The following is a 16,083-nucleotide window of genomic DNA, read 5'->3' on the forward strand; positions in this document are numbered from 1 at the left end:
ATTGCAGAGCCTTTTTAATTTGTTATATAAAATGGGGAATTATTCTCCCATTGCTGCCATTAAAGCAGCTGACATTCTTTTATAAGTTCCATTTTCTAGACGATCTCTAATAGCATCAAAAGCATCTAATGTTTCCTTAACATCTTCTAAAGTATGTGTAGCAGTAGGAATCATTCTTAGCAAAATTAATCCTTTAGGTATTACAGGGTAAACCACTATAGAACAGAATATTCCGTGATTTTCACGAAGGTCTTTTACCAAAGCCATAGCTTCTGGTATACTTCCTTTTAAGTACACTGGTGTAACACAACTTTGAGTAGTGCCAATATCAAAGCCGCGCTCTTTTAAACCTGATTGTAATGCATTGACAATTGTCCAAAGGTTTTGCTTAAGTTCTGGCATTGTTCGCAACATATCTAATCGCTTTAATGCACCAACTACAAGCTGCATCTGTAATGATTTAGCAAACATTTGGGAGCGAAGATTATACTTTAAATAATCTATTATTTCTTGATCAGCAGCGATAAAAGCACCTGTACTAGCCATGGATTTTGCAAATGTGGCAAAATAAACATCAATATCATCTTGCACACCTTGCTCTTCACCTGCCCCTGCTCCTGTTTTTCCTAAAGTTCCAAATCCGTGAGCATCATCAACAAATAGTCTAAAATTGAATTTCTTTTTTAGTGCTGCTATTTCTTTTAATCGACCTTGTTCACCTCGCATTCCAAACACACCTTCAGAAATTACTAAAATCCCACCACCAGTTTGTTCGGCCATTTTAGTAGCTCTTTCAAGGTTTTTCTCTAAGCTTTCAACATCATTGTGCTTGTAAGTAAAACGTTTACCCATGTGTAAACGAACTCCATCTATAATACATGCGTGTGCATCTACATCGTAGACAATGATGTCATCTTTAGAAACTAAAGCATCAATAGTAGATACCATTCCTTGGTAACCGAAGTTTAACAAATAAGCAGCTTCTTTATTAACAAACTCTGCTAATTCATTTTGCAATTGTTCATGCAAATCTGTATGACCAGACATCATACGAGCTCCCATTGGATAAGCAGAACCATATTTAGCAGCAGCTTCAGCATCTACTTTTCTTACTTCTGGATGATTAGCCAATCCTAAGTAGTCATTTATACTCCAAGTAATTACTTCCTTTCCTTGAAATTTCATTCTATTTGAAATTTCTCCTTCTAGTTTTGGAAATACAAAATAACCTTCCGCTTGTGCTGCCCACTTCCCTAAAGGTCCCTTATCTCTATAAATCTTTTCAAATAAATCCTTCATACGTTGCGTTTGCCATTAATCTTCATCTCTAAACTCTAAGAGCTGTGAATTAGATTTTAGTTTAATTTAGTTTTATTAGTATCAGCAAAATTAATTAATATTATCATCATTGCATAATATAATTTATCTAACTATTCACTAAGTTTTAAACATAAAAAAGCCTACCTATAAAAGGTAGGCTTTAAATATTTAACTGATTATTTTTACTTTACATATTGAATTGTTGTAGAGACTTCATTTTTACTATCAAAAAAGCCTTGTTCTTCCATCCATTTATCACTATATACCTTACTCATGTATCTCGATCCATGATCAGGAAAAACAACTACTACTTTATCATTTGGTTTAAATTCACCTTCTTCATTCAATTGCTTTATAGCTTGCATAGCTGCACCACTTGTATAACCAACAAATAAACCTTCTGTATTAGAAATTTCTCTGGCTGTGTGTGCACTTTCTTCATCAGTCACCTTAACAAACCTATCTATAACGTCAAAATCTGTTGCTGTCGGAATCAAATTCTTTCCTAACCCTTCAATTCTGTATGGATAAATTTCCTTTTCATCAAACTCTCTGGTTTCATGATATTTTTGCAATACGGATCCGTAAGCGTCTACTCCTATAACTTTAACATCTGGGTTTTGCTCTTTTAAATATTTTGCAATTCCAGAAATTGTCCCTCCTGTACCACTACAAGCCACTAAGTGTGTAATTTCACCATTAGTTTGATTCCAAATTTCAGGACCCGTGGAGTTATAATGCGCATCAATATTTAATTGATTGAAATATTGGTTAATGTATATTGAGCCTTTAATCTCTTCATGCAATCTCTTAGCAACCTGATAGTAAGACCTAGGATCGTCAGCGTTAACATGAGCTGGGCAAACATATACTTTAGCTCCCATAGACCTTAACATATCTATTTTGTCCGCAGAGGACTTAGAGCTTACAGCCAAAATACACTCGTAGCCTTTAATGATACTAACCATAGCAATACTAAATCCTGTATTTCCAGATGTAGTTTCTATAATTGTATCTCCAGGCGTTAAGATGCCTTGACGCTCAGCTTCTTCAATAATGTGTAATGCAATTCTATCCTTGGAAGAATGACCTGGGTTGAAAGCTTCTACTTTAGCATAGAATTCGCCGTCGTAGTTTACGGTCATTCTGTTTAACTTGATAAGTGGTGTATTACCTATAACTTGTAATACATTATCAAATACATTTTTGTTTTTGTCCATAAATGCTATTTAATCAAGTGTAAAAAAATTACACTCTAAAACCTCGCAAAACTAATAATTTTTTTTTAAATCAACTCGAAATACCTTCTAAATCTAACAAAAAAGCATATTCTTCTGCGTCTTCTTTAATGCTCTCAAAACGGCCTGAAGCGCCACCATGACCTGCATCCATGTTGGTTTTTAGATATAATTTGTTATTGTCTGTTTTTATATCTCTCAGCTTTGCAACCCATTTGGCTGGCTCCCAGTACTGAACTTGAGAGTCATGTAAACCAGCTATTACTAATATATTTGGGTAAGATTTAGCTTCTATGTTGTCGTATGGAGAATATGATTTCATATACTCATAATATAATTTGTCGTTAGGGTTTCCCCATTCATCATACTCTCCTGTAGTTAGTGGAATAGAATCGTCTAGCATGGTAGTTACGACATCTACAAAAGGCACTGCCGCAATTACACCATTGTATAATTCTGGTGCCATATTAATTACTGCTCCTACTAGCAAACCACCTGCGCTACCACCCATTGCATACAAATGCTTTGATGAGGTATACCTTTCTTTTATTAGATGTATTGAACAAGCTATAAAATCTGAAAATGTATTTTTTTTGTTCAAGAGCTTACCATCTTCGTACCATTGTCTTCCTAAATATTCGCCGCCTCTTACATGGGCTATAACATAAATAAAACCTCTATCTAGCAAACTCAATCGTATTGTTGAGAAATATGGGTCTATTGTAGAGCCATAGCTACCGTATGCATACTGTAACAAAGGGTTACTTCCGTCTTTTTTTATGCCCTTTTTATATACAACAGACATTGGTATTTTTGTGCCATCTTGGGCTGTTGCCCAAATTCGCTCAGATCTGTAATTATCTTTATTAAACGTTCCGCCCAAAACTTCTTGTTCCTTTAATATGTTTTTCGTTTTGGTTGCCATATTAAATTCAATAACAGACGCAGGTGTTGTTAGTGAGTTGTAAGAATAGCGCAACATTTCAGTATCAAACTCAACGTTGGTTGTTGTGTATGCTGTATACGTTTCGTTGTCAAAAGGCAAATAATAATCTTGGGTGTTATCCCAACGCTTTATTCTTATTTTGTTGAGTCCGTTATCGCGTTCACTAATCACAAGATAATCTTTAAAAATATCTATGTTTTCTAGGAGTACATCTTCTCGATGTGGCATAACCTCTTCCCATTTATCTAATGCCCTATACTGCTCCGAACACTTCATTAGCTTAAAATTAGTGGCTTTATCTTTGTTTGTTAGAATATAAAAATGACCATCGTAATGCGAAATACTATATTCTAAACCTCTAATACGAGGCTGAAAAACCTCAAACTCTCCATCAGGATGATCTGCATTAAGTATATGATATTCGTTTGTTAAAGTACTGTAGCATGCAATAATGATATATTTTCTGGATTTAGATTTATAAATTGCAGTGCCAAAAGTTTCGTCACCTTCTTGAAAAATCAAGGCATCTTCTAGTTTTGAACCAAGCCTATGTCTAAATATCTGATAGGCTCTAAGTGTTACAGGATCTTTTTTCGTATAGAACAACGTCTTATTGTCGTTAGCCCAAGTTGATGACCCTGTAGTATTTTCAATATTGTCTTTACGAACTTTATGTGTAGCTATTTCTTTAACTTTAATCGTATATTGTCTTCTTCCGGTAGTATCAATTCCGTAGGATACCAATTTGTTATCTGGGCTGATACTTATTCCTACCAACTTAAAATAGCTTTGTCCTTCTGCCATTTTATTGCAATCAAAAAGTAATTCTTCAGAATTATCTAAAGACTCTTTTTTACGCGTATAAATAGGATAATCTTTACCTTTTTCAAATTTGGTGATATACCAATAACCATTGTATTTATAAGGCACAGAAGAATCATCCTCTTTAATTCTGGCTTTCATTTCTTCAAACAAATCCTTTTGAAACTCTTTGGTATGAGCTGTTTCAGAATCACAATATGCGTTCTCGGCATTTAAGTAATCTATCACCTCAGGATGTTCCCTGTCTTTCATCCAGAAATAATTATCAACTCTTATATCACCATGCTTTTCTAATTGATGTGGAATTTTTTTAGCAATTGGTGGATTTATAATAGAGGTCTTTGCCATGCGTTTTAAGAAAAATTTAATCTAAAAAGTGGCGCAATTTAGTAATTTTGTATGGTAATTTTTAAAAGACACAAATATGTTTGGAGATATGATGGGTATGATGAGCAAATTAAAAGAAGCTCAAAAAAAAGTTGAAGAAACTAAAGAGCGTTTGAATACGGTTTTAATTGACGAATCTAGTACCGACAATAAGCTAAAAGTAACCATTACGGCCAATAGAACAATCAAATCTATTACTATTGATGATGAGTTATTACAAGACAAGGAAATGCTTGAAGATTACCTTGTGCTAACACTTAATAAGGCTATTGAAAAAGCAACAAATATAAATGAAACTGAAATAGCTGCAGTTGCTAAAGAAGGCATGCCAAACATTCCTGGTATGGACATGTTTAAATAACTAGACTATATTTTTTTAAGTGTCTTAAGTAACTCTTCATGCATGTTATCGGTATAATCTAGATGGGTTACCATACGCAACTTGTTACTTCCCATACCAATGATATGTATGTTTTTCTCTTTTAGTCTATTAAGAAAATCTGTTTCACTGATATTATTATTCAATTCAAAAATTATAATATTAGTCTCAATTGGCTCTACTTTTTTAATGAAAGGTAATTGAGATAACACCTCTCCTATTTCCCTAGCTTTTTTATGGTCTTCAGACAGACGTTCTATATGATGGTCTAAAGCATAAATTCCTGCTGCAGCCAAATACCCAACTTGTCGCATTCCACCGCCAAGAATTTTTCTAACACGCAGAGCTCCTTTCATAAGTTCTTTTTTTCCCAAAAGAACTGAGCCGACAGGACAGCCCAAGCCTTTACTTAAACAAACCGATATGGTATCAAATAATTCACCATATTGTTTAGGATTCTCTTTTTTGAATACCATCGCGTTCCATAGTCTTGCGCCATCTAAATGATATCCCAGCTTGTGTTTGTCAGCGACTTGTCTGATTTTTTTTAATTCTTCAAAATCCCAACATGCGCCACCTCCTTTGTTTGTGGTATTTTCGACCTCTATTAATGAAGTTAAAGGACTGTGATAAAAATCTGGTGGATTTATAGCCTCTTCGGCCTGAGCTGAAGTAAACATACCTCGATGTCCATCTATTAGCTTACAAGAAATACCGCTATTAAATGATGCTCCGCCTCCCTCATAATTATATATGTGAGCATATTTATCACAAATAACTTGCTCTCCAGGATTGGTATGCAGCTTTAATGCAGCCTGATTAGCCATACTTCCCGTAGGGAAAAATAAAGCTTCATCCATACCAAACATTTCGGCCAATCGTTTTTCGAGCAAATTAACTGACGAATCTTCCTTATATACATCATCACCAACCTCGGCAGACATCATAGCATCCAACATACCCTTTGTTGGCTTGGTAACCGTATCGCTTCTTAAATCTATTATCATAAACTTATTTCTATGATGTAAAGATAATACTCTTAAGATATTTTTCTTTTAAGAATTTTTGAAGATATAATATTATTGGTTCTCCACATAAACTTACACCAAACTACAAATGGGTCTTTTATTACAAATCTAAATGGTGTATTGTTATACAAATAACTAATTTTAAATATTAAGAATGGGTTACGCTGAAGACGTTTCACTAAAGCTTTAAGATGTAAAAATGTGCCATTCTTTACAGGTATAAATTCCACACTTTTATTCAAGTTTGACAGACAATATAAGTGCGGAAAGTTAACACCTGCTAAAGCAGAAGCTTCTGTATTGAGCCAAAATCTTGGGTTTATTTCAATCACTTTATAGGTGTTATCTGTTATGTCAAATCTAAAATCTATGTTGGCAACACCAGACCAGTTTAACCCTTTCATTAAATCATTCATCAAGGTTAGTAAAACTTCATCATGAAAAAAGCTAAACTCATATTGTGGTGTTACTTTAACGCTCTTAGCTTCCACCTCTTTTTGCATAGTATAGGCTACTATTTTACCATCTTTGCATAATACATTACAAGTAACGTCAAAACCTTCTATAAACTTCTGAAGCAGTATTGTGTTATCACTTTTGTTTGCATTAATATATTCTAAGAGTTCCTTCTCTTCTTTAACGAGTCTTACTCCCATTCCGCCGTTAAATCCATAAGTTAGCTTTGCTATTAAAGGAAAATCTACATCATCAGAATTAAATTCAAATTCCGAATCTACTATGATACTATCTGGACATGGTAAGGCTTTAGATTTCAAAAAAAGATATAACAAATCTTTATGTAGAGCAGTCTCAAAATCGGTAATACTAGATAAGTAGCAGAGTTTTGATTTACTTTTTAGTTCATTTTGATGTTTTAGAATTTTAATAGTACTTATATCAAAAATTGGCATGATGATATCTATACCAAAAGTTTCTACAGTATGATCTATTTTGTTTAACCATTCATCAACTGTCGTATTTTGGTAATAAATAAACTTCTCTATAAACCGTGAATGTTTAAAACAATTATTATCAATCGAGTATTTAAAATACCTTCTCTTATGAGAAGATAGCACGTAAATCTTCAAATTTCCAATAAGCGATAGACTATGAACCACATTAGAAAGCAAAGTGGTTTCCCCATCGGGAATTAAAACAGAAAAAGTGCTAGAGTTATTTTTCATTCAATAAAATTTGGAGCATGTTTCATTGATGATAATTACGTTTCTTTAAACAGTTCAAAAGTAAATAATTAAACACTATTTGAAATTTTCTTCGATAAATTGAATACTTATTCAGTTGTGTAAGAAAATTATTAGTTTATCGATGAAATTTGATATTTAACTATTCAACTAATAAATTCTCTATTTCGTCAAAATTTTAGGGTGTTAATAATTTTAACAAATACTTTTACCTAAATTTTTAATGCTATTAACCTAAATTAATAATTATGAAACACATTACTAAATTAGTATTGCTTGTAGTTCTTGTAGTTTTTGCCTCATGCCAAAACGAAAGTACACAAGAAATTGAAAATCAACAACAACAAGCTGCCTTAAGATTTGATGAAAAGGGCATGGTTGTGTCTGATGGTGAAGAAGACAAGGAACTAATGTTCAATGAAAGAAGTGAAGAACTTGCCACACCGTCATTAAGTTACGCAAAAAGTGTAGCAGATTGTACACCGGATTTACTTGAAACCGGTTATAACACAAGCGTAAATGTTGAGGTTGTAAATAAGCCAGGAACAAATGGTTACTTCGATATTTCAATAGATGGTGCTGATGTAGTACAAGCTTATTGTTCTGATAGACTACCTAGTCTTGGTGCAGATGATGATTTTATTGATTTTACAGTAATTTCTAGTTATGATACTGCTATTTTAGCAGGTGGCGCATTTGAAGATGTTTATACCAATCCTCAAAACTTTGATAAAGTTAACTGGATATTAAATAACATTGATATTAGTGCTGGTTCTCAATACACTTATGGTCATGTTCAATACGCCATTTGGAAATTAATTGAAGGGCCTTTCGATAATGATTTTACTGATTTCTTAACTCCTACCCCTGGTGATTGGAATGATGCAGTTGATAATGCTTTAGGTGATGAAATCTATGATGCTGCTGTTGCTAGTGGACAAGGTTATACACCAGAGTGCGGTGGAAAAGTAGGATTATTACTTATTCCTGCAGATTATGATAATGTACAAGCTATCATGATTTCTAAAGATATACCACAACCAGAATGTAACGATTGTATCGGCGATGTAAACCAAATTACATTTAAATGGGACTGGCCAAACGATTATAGAGTAAGATTGTACCAACGTTATGAAAACACTTGCTATGCAGTTAAAATATTTGATGACGTTGTAGGTCTTAACGATGAAATGGCTGTTAGTGGTGCTAATGCTGATGGTACATTTGGCAAATGGATTTACGTTTATGTAGGTAATTGCTACTATACTAAGTTTAAAGTTAACTGCCACTTAAACATAGGCCCTGGCTATAAGCGTGGTGTCATTGAAGTTGTTGGCGGAACTAGTACAGGTGGAGGTGAGTTATGTGAATATGAACCTCCTACTTACTGGTGCTGGTGGTGGTAATCAGTAATTGATTCATAATAAAATACAAACCGTCTAATTTAGATTTAGACGGTTTTTTAATTTCTTCATTTTAAGAAAAAGGAATAAAAAACATTTAAAATTATGGCACTTTATCCGTGCCTATTATATTTGTAAAAATTTCAAAAAACATATGATAACATCAGATCAAATCAAAGATCTCAATTCCCGTCTAGACATACTTAGACAATATCTTTGACTTAGATACCAAGCTAATAGAAATTGCCAACGAAGAAGAGCAAACTTTTGACCCAAATTTCTGGAACGATTCAAAAAAAGCCGAACTGGTAATGCGTTCTCTAAGAGAAAAGAAAAGTTGGGTCAATGATTTTAATGTTGCCAAAATACTTTTTGAAGACTTAGAAGTCATTTATGAGTTCTACAAAGAAGAGGAAGCATCACTAAACGATCTAGAATCCCGGTATGAACATGCAATAGACGCCATTGAAAGACTAGAGTTTAAAAACATGCTTTCAGAAGAAGGTGATAGTTTAAGCGCAGTTTTGCAAATTACAGCAGGCGCAGGTGGTACAGAATCTTGTGATTGGGCAAGTATGCTAATGCGTATGTACTTAATGTATGCCGAAAAAAGTGGTTTTAAAGTTAAAGAACTCAACTATCAGGAAGGAGATGTTGCTGGTATAAAAACTGTAACGCTGGAGATTGAAGGAGATTATGCTTTTGGATGGCTAAAAGGAGAAAATGGTGTACATAGGCTTGTTCGTATTTCCCCTTTTGACAGCAATGCCAAACGACACACTAGTTTTGCTTCAGTTTATGTTTATCCTTTAGTTGATGATTCTATCGAAATAGAGATAAATCCTGCAGATATAGAAATTACAACAGCACGCTCTAGTGGTGCTGGTGGGCAAAATGTAAATAAGGTAGAAACCAAAGTACAATTATTGCATAAGCCTACAGGTATACAGATTCAATGCTCCGAAACACGTTCACAACATGACAATAGAGCAAGAGCTTTACAAATGCTAAAGTCTCAATTGTATGAAATTGAGTTGCAAAAGCAAATGGCACAGCGCGAAGACATCGAAGCTGGTAAGATGAAAATTGAATGGGGAAGTCAAATTAGAAACTATGTAATGCATCCTTATAAATTAGTAAAAGATGTACGCACTGCCCATGAAACCGGGAATGTCGATGCGGTTATGGATGGTGATATAGAACCTTTCTTAAAGGCTTATCTTATGATGATGGGACAAAAAGGTGAAAATTAAAAGTAATCGATAAGTACTTAAATCTAATGGCATAATAATTGTAAAACAATAGACATGATTACCATATACCATAACCCAAGATGCAGAAAATCTAGAGAAGGATTAGCCTTAGTTGAAGAGTCAGGAAAAACTTTTGAGGTTATTAAATATCTTGAAGATTTAGTAAGTGATAAAGAACTTAAAACTATTATTGCTAAATTGGGTATAAAACCTATAGACTTAGTAAGAAAGAATGAAACTATATGGAAATCAGATTACAAAGACAAAGAGTTATCTGATGAACAAATAATCAAAATTATGGTAAAGCATCCAAAACTTATAGAACGGCCAATTGTTATTAGTGGTAATAAAGCAGTTGTAGGCAGACCAAAAGAATTAATATTAGATATCATTTAATCATGAAAAAAATAGCATTACTTACCTTCGCCCTACTCTTAGGTTTTAATACATATGCTCAATCTCGAAGAGATCGTATGGGAAACCCTGTAATTAGCAGAGAACCGACTGAAGAGGAAATAGCAAAGTACGAACAAAAGCTTGAAGAGCGTAAAGATGAATATATCGCTAATTTCTTAACAACGCTTGAAGCCGACGATTTTCAGAAAGAAATTATCAAACAATATATTAACTCATATTTTGAAGCGAAAAAAGAAGTTTTAAAAGTAAAATATGAACGTACTTTTGATAGAGAGGAAGCCATAAAGAAACTTAATGAATCTCACTTTAAAGATTTGGAAGAGTTAATATCAGAAAGTGATATGACTAAGATTAAAGATATGATTAAAGGAGATTTTGACGAAAAAGAGGCCAAAAAGGAAAAGAAGAAAAAACGAAAAAAGAAAGATAAAAACTAATAGACAGGGGCTATCCTCACATTGAAAATCCATATTTTCCTTTAACATAAGATTAACCAAATGCAGCGCAAGTAAAAGTATTTTTGCTCATCTAAAAAAGCAAAATCACTAACCACTTGTTATGAAACCATATTTACCTCTATTGTTAATCTTATTGTTTAACCTCTCATTGTCTTTTTCACAAAATGACATAAAAGTTGAAGGTAAAGTTGTAGAAGAAGGCACAAACATCCCCCTTGAATATGCTACAATAACACTAAAAACTTCCACAGATAATAAAGTCGTTACTGGCGGAATTACAGATACGGAAGGAAAGTTCAGTGTGGAAGTTCCCTCAGGAACCTACAACATTTATGTAGAATACATTTCATATACCACAAAAGAATATCTAAACAAAACTCTATCTAAATCTATAGATTTAGGAACAGTAAGTTTAGCATTAGATGTTGCCTCTTTAGATGAAGTTACCATTGTAGCAGAAAGAACTACTGTTGAAATTAAGCTCGATAAGAAAATCTACAATGTAGGTAAAGATTTAACAGTTAGAGGTGGTACAGTTAGTGATGTACTAGATAATGTACCTTCTGTTTCTGTTGATGTAGAAGGGACCGTATCTTTAAGAGGAAATGATGATGTTAGAATCCTCATCAACGGCAAACCTTCTGGATTAGTTGGTTTAAACTCAACAGATGCATTAAGACAATTGCCTGCAGAATCTATAGAACGTGTGGAAGTAATTACATCTCCATCTGCAAGATATGATGCTGAGGGGTCAGCAGGTATATTAAACATTATATTAAGACGCAGTAAATTAGAAGGCTTTAATGGTGCCGTTACAGTTAATGGTGGTCACCCTTTGCAAGCTGGTATTTCTGGAAACATAAACTATAGAACTGGTGATGTAAACATATTTAATACTACAAGTTACGATTACAGAGAATCTCCTGGTAATGGTATTAATCAAACGGAATACTTCAACGGAGATGACCCAAGTACATTTTTAACCGAAGATCGAGATTTTGATCGTATTCGTAAAGGTTATAGCACAAATACTGGTATAGAATGGTATGTCAATGAAACCAGTTCTGTTACTGCTTCTTTGGTTTACAGAGATAGCGATAATGAAAGCAATACACTTAATCTTACTCAAGAATTTGATGCAAACAACACACTACTTAATACAACTATACGTAAAGACCCAGAATTAGAAGACGATAAAACCATTCAATATGCGTTAAGTTACAATAAACAGTTTAATGGAAACAGTCAGCATAAGCTAACTTTCGATTTTCAATATGAGGACAGTAGAGAGTTAGAGCAGTCTATGATTAACCAAAATGGTTTTGATGTAGAATTCGTAGAAACTGACGAAAACCAAGATCGTATATTGTTACAAGCCGATTATGTGCAACCTATTAAAGAAACTGGTCAGTTTGAATTAGGTTATCGTGGTGAATTCTTTGACTTATTTACAGATTACTTGGTTGAATCTAGTTTTGATAATGGAGATACATTTCAGGTTAACACTAATTTAAGCAACGCTTTAAACTTTAAGCAGTACGTCAATGCTTTCTATACCCAATACGGAAATAAAATAGGTGAGAAATTTTCTTATCTACTAGGATTACGCTATGAAGGCACTAGAATAACAATAGACCAAGTAACCAGTGGAGATTTTGACAAAAAAGAATACCATCAATTATTCCCAACAGTCAATTTAGCTTTTGAATTATCTGAAAACGAAAACATTACACTAGGTTATAATAGACGAATTAGAAGACCTCGATCAAGATTTATCAATCCTTTTCCATCAAGAAGTAGTGCTACTAACCTATTTCAAGGAAATCCAGATATAGATCCAAGTACCTCAAATGCTTTTGATATTGGATACTTTAAAAAATTCGGTAAATTATCTTTAACAAGCTCTATCTACTTTCAACGTGCAAAAGATGCCTTTAACTTTGTAGCACTAGAAACCGATAATTTTTACATTTTTGAAACCAATCAGACTGTTAATATTAATGACCCAAATTTTGATCAACTCAATGAAAATTTTGATTTAGTGCCTGTTATAAGACGTACACCTATCAATTTAGCTACAAATGATCGTTTTGGTTTAGAGTTTACCTTAACGTATAGGCCAACAAAAAAATGGAATCTTAATGGTAACTTTAACTTGTTTAACTCAAGCACCAGAGGTAATTTTGAAGGTCAAAATTTTGATGCTGATAACCTTAGCTGGTTTGTACGCCTGAACAATAAATATACACTCCCTGGAAATATAGATTGGCAAACCCGTCTATTTTATAGAGGACCAAATGAAACCGCTCAAAGTAAAGACAAGGGTATATTTTCTACTGACTTAGCATTTAGTAAAGATTTGTTTAAAGATAAGGCCTCGATTGCATTTAACGTAAGTGATGTTTTTAATTCTCGCAAGCGTCGTAGTGATAACTTTACAGATACTTTTAACAATTACAGTGAGTTTCAATGGCGCGTACGTTCCTTTAATTTAGTATTTACATATCGTTTTAACCAACAAATAAAACGTGAACGTGGTGAACGTGGTGAAGGAGGTGGTGAGGATTTTGATTTTGAAGGCTAATTACCTATAGCATTTTAGCAACAAAAATGACCTTTATCATACACCAAAGGTCATTTTTTAGTTAAATTGCTTATATGAATACTATTGCAGAACGCATATACGACTACCTAAAAGGATTTCCGCCGTTTAACTTATTAACAAAAGAACAGCTATTATCAGTTTCAAAATCAGTTGATGTTATTTATTTAGAAAACAATAAATTTCTATTTGAAATTGGCCAACCTATTGCCAATCACTTTTATGTGGTTAGAGATGGTGCTATTGGTTTGTTTAGAGCTAATAATAGCCTAGTAGACAAATGTGACGAAGGTGATATTTTTGGCCTACGTGCACTACTGCGCAAAGGCGAATACAAACTGAACGCAAAAGCCATTGAAGAAAGTATTATATATAGCATTTCCCTCGAAAATCTTGAAGCTTACATAACCTCTAATGCAGATGCTAGTCAGTTTCTCATGGCAAGTTTTGCTTCAAATATTAGAGCTAAAAATACTGAGGAGGAAGACTTTGTAGAAACGCTTCAAAATTCATCAGAATATGCCTATCTACAAACGGCAGATTATTCTAAAAATCCAATTACATGCAGTATTAATACCTGTATAAAAGACGCTGCATATATAATGACCGAAACGCACGTTGGCTCTATAATAATAGTAGATGACAAAAAGCCTATTGGCATTATTACAGATAAAGATTTGCGCACTAAAATTGCCACGGGTAAACATTCTATAAATGACACTGTTTCTTGCATTATGTCTTCACCTGTTATTACGTATCCTGAAACGATTACGATAGCTGAAGCTCAAATTGCAATGCTAAAACACAAAATTACGCACTTATGTATTACAAAAGATGGCACTAACAATTCTGAACTAACAGGTATTTTATCCGAACATGACATCATAGTTATTAGAGAAAATAATGCCTCTGCTTTGATAAAAGAAATTAAGCGAAGCCGTTCAGCAGAGCAACTTAAAGATATAAGGCAACGTTCCGAAAAATTATTAGCGCGTTATCTAGAGCAGGATATTCCTATTGATTTTATATCAAGATTGATATCAGCTATAAATGACACTATAACACAGAGAATCATTGAGTTTTCCATTGCCAAAATGGATACAAAACCACCTGTACAATTCGCCTGGCTAGCTATTGGAAGTCAAGGTCGGCAAGAACAATTATTAATGACAGATCAGGATAATGCTCTCGTTTTTGAAGATGTTGACGAAGGAAAATACAACATTACAAAATCATACTTTTTAAAATTATCCGACTACATCAATATAGATTTAGAAACGGTTGGTTTTAAATTGTGCCCAGCGCAGATGATGGCCAATAACCCAAAATGGTGTAAATCGGTTATGGAATGGTCTCAACAGTTCAATAGTTGGATAACAACTCCAGATCAAGACAATCTTATGCTGTGTACTATTTTTTTTGATTATGAGCATGTTTACGGAGACAAAAAGCTTGTGAATCAACTATCCGAAAGTATATTTAAGAGTATTGACAGCTATGACATTTTTTTAAATTATTTAGGCCGAAATGCTTTGTTAAATCCACCACCATTAAGCTTTTTTAGACAATTTTTAGTAGAGGATGATGGAGAGCATAAAGATCAGTTTGATATTAAAGCTCGTGCAATGATGCCTTTAGTAGATGCTGCACGACTATTAATTCTTTCGCACAAGATTAAAAACATAAACAATACGCTAGAACGCTATGAAAAGTTAATGGAATTAGAGCCACAAAATAAAGATACCTTTCTGTTTTGTATTGAAGCCTACAAAAACCTCTTAACCTTCAGAACCACTCAAGGTTTAAGGCATAATGATTCTGGTAGATTTATAGACCTAGAATCTTTGGATAAAGGAAATCGCTTACATCTAAAACGAAGTTTTAAGGCTATAAAAGAAGTACAGGAACTTATTAAAGTACGCTTTAAACTTTCCCAATTGCTCTAATATGAACTGGTTTAAACACAAATCATATCCTAATTTTTGGGAAGCCTACAAAAATTGCTTCACTAAAACCCAAGAGCAAAAAATCGAACATATACGATTTGTTGTTTTTGATACCGAAACCACTGGACTTGACACTAAAAATGACAGAATACTATCTATAGGTTGTGTTGCTATAGAGGGTTTGAAAATTAAAGTATCAGACCAATTAGAATTATATTTAAAACAGGAAAAATTTAATGCAAGTACAGTAAAAATTCACGGCCTATTAAAAGAAGGCAAACTTGTTAAAGTTGAAGAATCTATGGCTATTGAACTCTTTTTAAACTATATAAAAAATGCGGTTATAGTAGCACATCACGCAGCATTTGATGTTACCATGATTAATGCAGCTCTTGTAAGAATAGGATTGCCAAAACTAAAAAATAGAGTTTTAGACACAGGCCATATCTTTCAAAAAACGAAGCTAGACACAAGTAAAATGCATTTTGGTTTAGACGAAATAGCAAACCGCTTTAAAATTCCACTTCATGATAGGCATACAGCTTCTGGTGATGCATACATTACTGCTTTAATATTTTTGAAGCTTGTTTCAAAATTAAACACAAACGCAAACCTCAGCTTAAGAGACTTGGAAAGAACCTCAAAACGAATTGGATTGTTGTAAGTTTTATTTTAAAATTGA

At 33.5% G+C, this 16,083-nt stretch carries 13 protein-coding genes; 8 read left to right on the forward strand and 5 right to left on the reverse strand.

The features are described 5' to 3' along the window. Nucleotides 1-39: 39 nt before the first annotated feature. The 3 genes from ACPX19_RS13115 to ACPX19_RS13125 all read right to left on the reverse strand — a co-directional run bounded on the left by ACPX19_RS13115 (nucleotide 40) and on the right by ACPX19_RS13125 (nucleotide 4,674). Nucleotides 40-1,299, reverse strand: a complete 1,260-nt coding sequence (locus ACPX19_RS13115) for an aminotransferase class I/II-fold pyridoxal phosphate-dependent enzyme (protein ID WP_426430476.1) — start codon at nucleotides 1,297-1,299, stop codon at nucleotides 40-42. Between the two features lie 203 nt (nucleotides 1,300-1,502). Next, nucleotides 1,503-2,540, reverse strand: coding sequence for a PLP-dependent cysteine synthase family protein (locus ACPX19_RS13120; protein ID WP_426430478.1), 1,038 nt, complete (start codon nucleotides 2,538-2,540; stop codon nucleotides 1,503-1,505). Between the two features lie 70 nt (nucleotides 2,541-2,610). Beyond that, nucleotides 2,611-4,674 (reverse strand): S9 family peptidase, encoded by a 2,064-nt coding sequence (locus ACPX19_RS13125; RefSeq protein WP_426430480.1) that lies wholly within the window; start codon nucleotides 4,672-4,674, stop codon nucleotides 2,611-2,613. 76 nt (nucleotides 4,675-4,750) lie between these two features. Between ACPX19_RS13125 and ACPX19_RS13130 the strand changes: the two genes are divergently transcribed. Then, entirely contained in the window at nucleotides 4,751-5,074 is a 324-nt protein-coding gene (locus ACPX19_RS13130; protein ID WP_426430482.1) for a YbaB/EbfC family nucleoid-associated protein, read from the forward strand. Nucleotides 5,075-5,079: 5 nt separating this feature from the next. On the opposite strand, the gene ACPX19_RS13135 is transcribed toward ACPX19_RS13130, so the two are convergent. Together ACPX19_RS13135 and ACPX19_RS13140 are read right to left on the reverse strand one after the other, a co-directional pair. Beyond that, nucleotides 5,080-6,099 carry a threonine aldolase family protein gene (locus ACPX19_RS13135; RefSeq protein WP_426430484.1) on the reverse strand — a complete coding sequence of 340 codons (1,020 nt, stop codon included), beginning with the start codon at nucleotides 6,097-6,099 and terminating at the stop codon, nucleotides 5,080-5,082. 32 nt (nucleotides 6,100-6,131) lie between these two features. Continuing rightward, entirely contained in the window at nucleotides 6,132-7,304 is a 1,173-nt protein-coding gene (locus ACPX19_RS13140; RefSeq protein ID WP_426430486.1) for an ATP-grasp domain-containing protein, read from the reverse strand. Nucleotides 7,305-7,570: 266 nt separating this feature from the next. On the opposite strand from ACPX19_RS13140, the gene ACPX19_RS13145 reads away from it, so the two are divergent. From ACPX19_RS13145 to ACPX19_RS13175, 7 genes are all read left to right on the forward strand, one after another. Continuing rightward, nucleotides 7,571-8,728 carry a hypothetical protein gene (locus tag ACPX19_RS13145; protein ID WP_426430488.1) on the forward strand — a complete coding sequence of 386 codons (1,158 nt, stop codon included), beginning with the start codon at nucleotides 7,571-7,573 and terminating at the stop codon, nucleotides 8,726-8,728. 151 nt (nucleotides 8,729-8,879) lie between these two features. Then, nucleotides 8,880-9,978 (forward strand): peptide chain release factor 2 gene (gene prfB / locus ACPX19_RS13150; RefSeq protein WP_426430490.1). Its coding sequence is split into 2 segments (ribosomal slippage): nucleotides 8,880-8,942 and nucleotides 8,944-9,978, totalling 1,098 coding nucleotides; the frame shifts between segments, so codons are not numbered across the junction. A gap of 54 nt (nucleotides 9,979-10,032) precedes the next feature. Next, the gene (arsC, locus tag ACPX19_RS13155; protein WP_426430492.1) at nucleotides 10,033-10,374 is read left to right on the forward strand and encodes an arsenate reductase (glutaredoxin); all 342 of its coding nucleotides are present in this window, start codon (nucleotides 10,033-10,035) and stop codon (nucleotides 10,372-10,374) included. Nucleotides 10,375-10,376: 2 nt separating this feature from the next. Beyond that, nucleotides 10,377-10,832, forward strand: a complete 456-nt coding sequence (locus ACPX19_RS13160; protein ID WP_426430494.1) for a hypothetical protein — start codon at nucleotides 10,377-10,379, stop codon at nucleotides 10,830-10,832. 121 nt (nucleotides 10,833-10,953) lie between these two features. After that, nucleotides 10,954-13,437 (forward strand): TonB-dependent receptor domain-containing protein, encoded by a 2,484-nt coding sequence (locus tag ACPX19_RS13165; RefSeq protein ID WP_426430495.1) that lies wholly within the window; start codon nucleotides 10,954-10,956, stop codon nucleotides 13,435-13,437. A gap of 74 nt (nucleotides 13,438-13,511) precedes the next feature. Continuing rightward, a complete protein-coding gene (locus ACPX19_RS13170; protein WP_426430496.1) occupies nucleotides 13,512-15,401 on the forward strand; it encodes a DUF294 nucleotidyltransferase-like domain-containing protein in 1,890 nt (629 codons plus the stop codon). Between the two features lies 1 nt (nucleotide 15,402). Next, on the forward strand, nucleotides 15,403-16,065 hold the full coding sequence (locus ACPX19_RS13175) for a 3'-5' exonuclease (protein WP_426430497.1): 663 nt from the start codon (nucleotides 15,403-15,405) through the stop codon (nucleotides 16,063-16,065). Nucleotides 16,066-16,083: the final 18 nt, after the last annotated feature.

The organism is Winogradskyella sp. HB-48, from assembly GCF_049942685.1.
Classification (GTDB): Bacteria; Bacteroidota; Bacteroidia; order Flavobacteriales; family Flavobacteriaceae; genus Winogradskyella.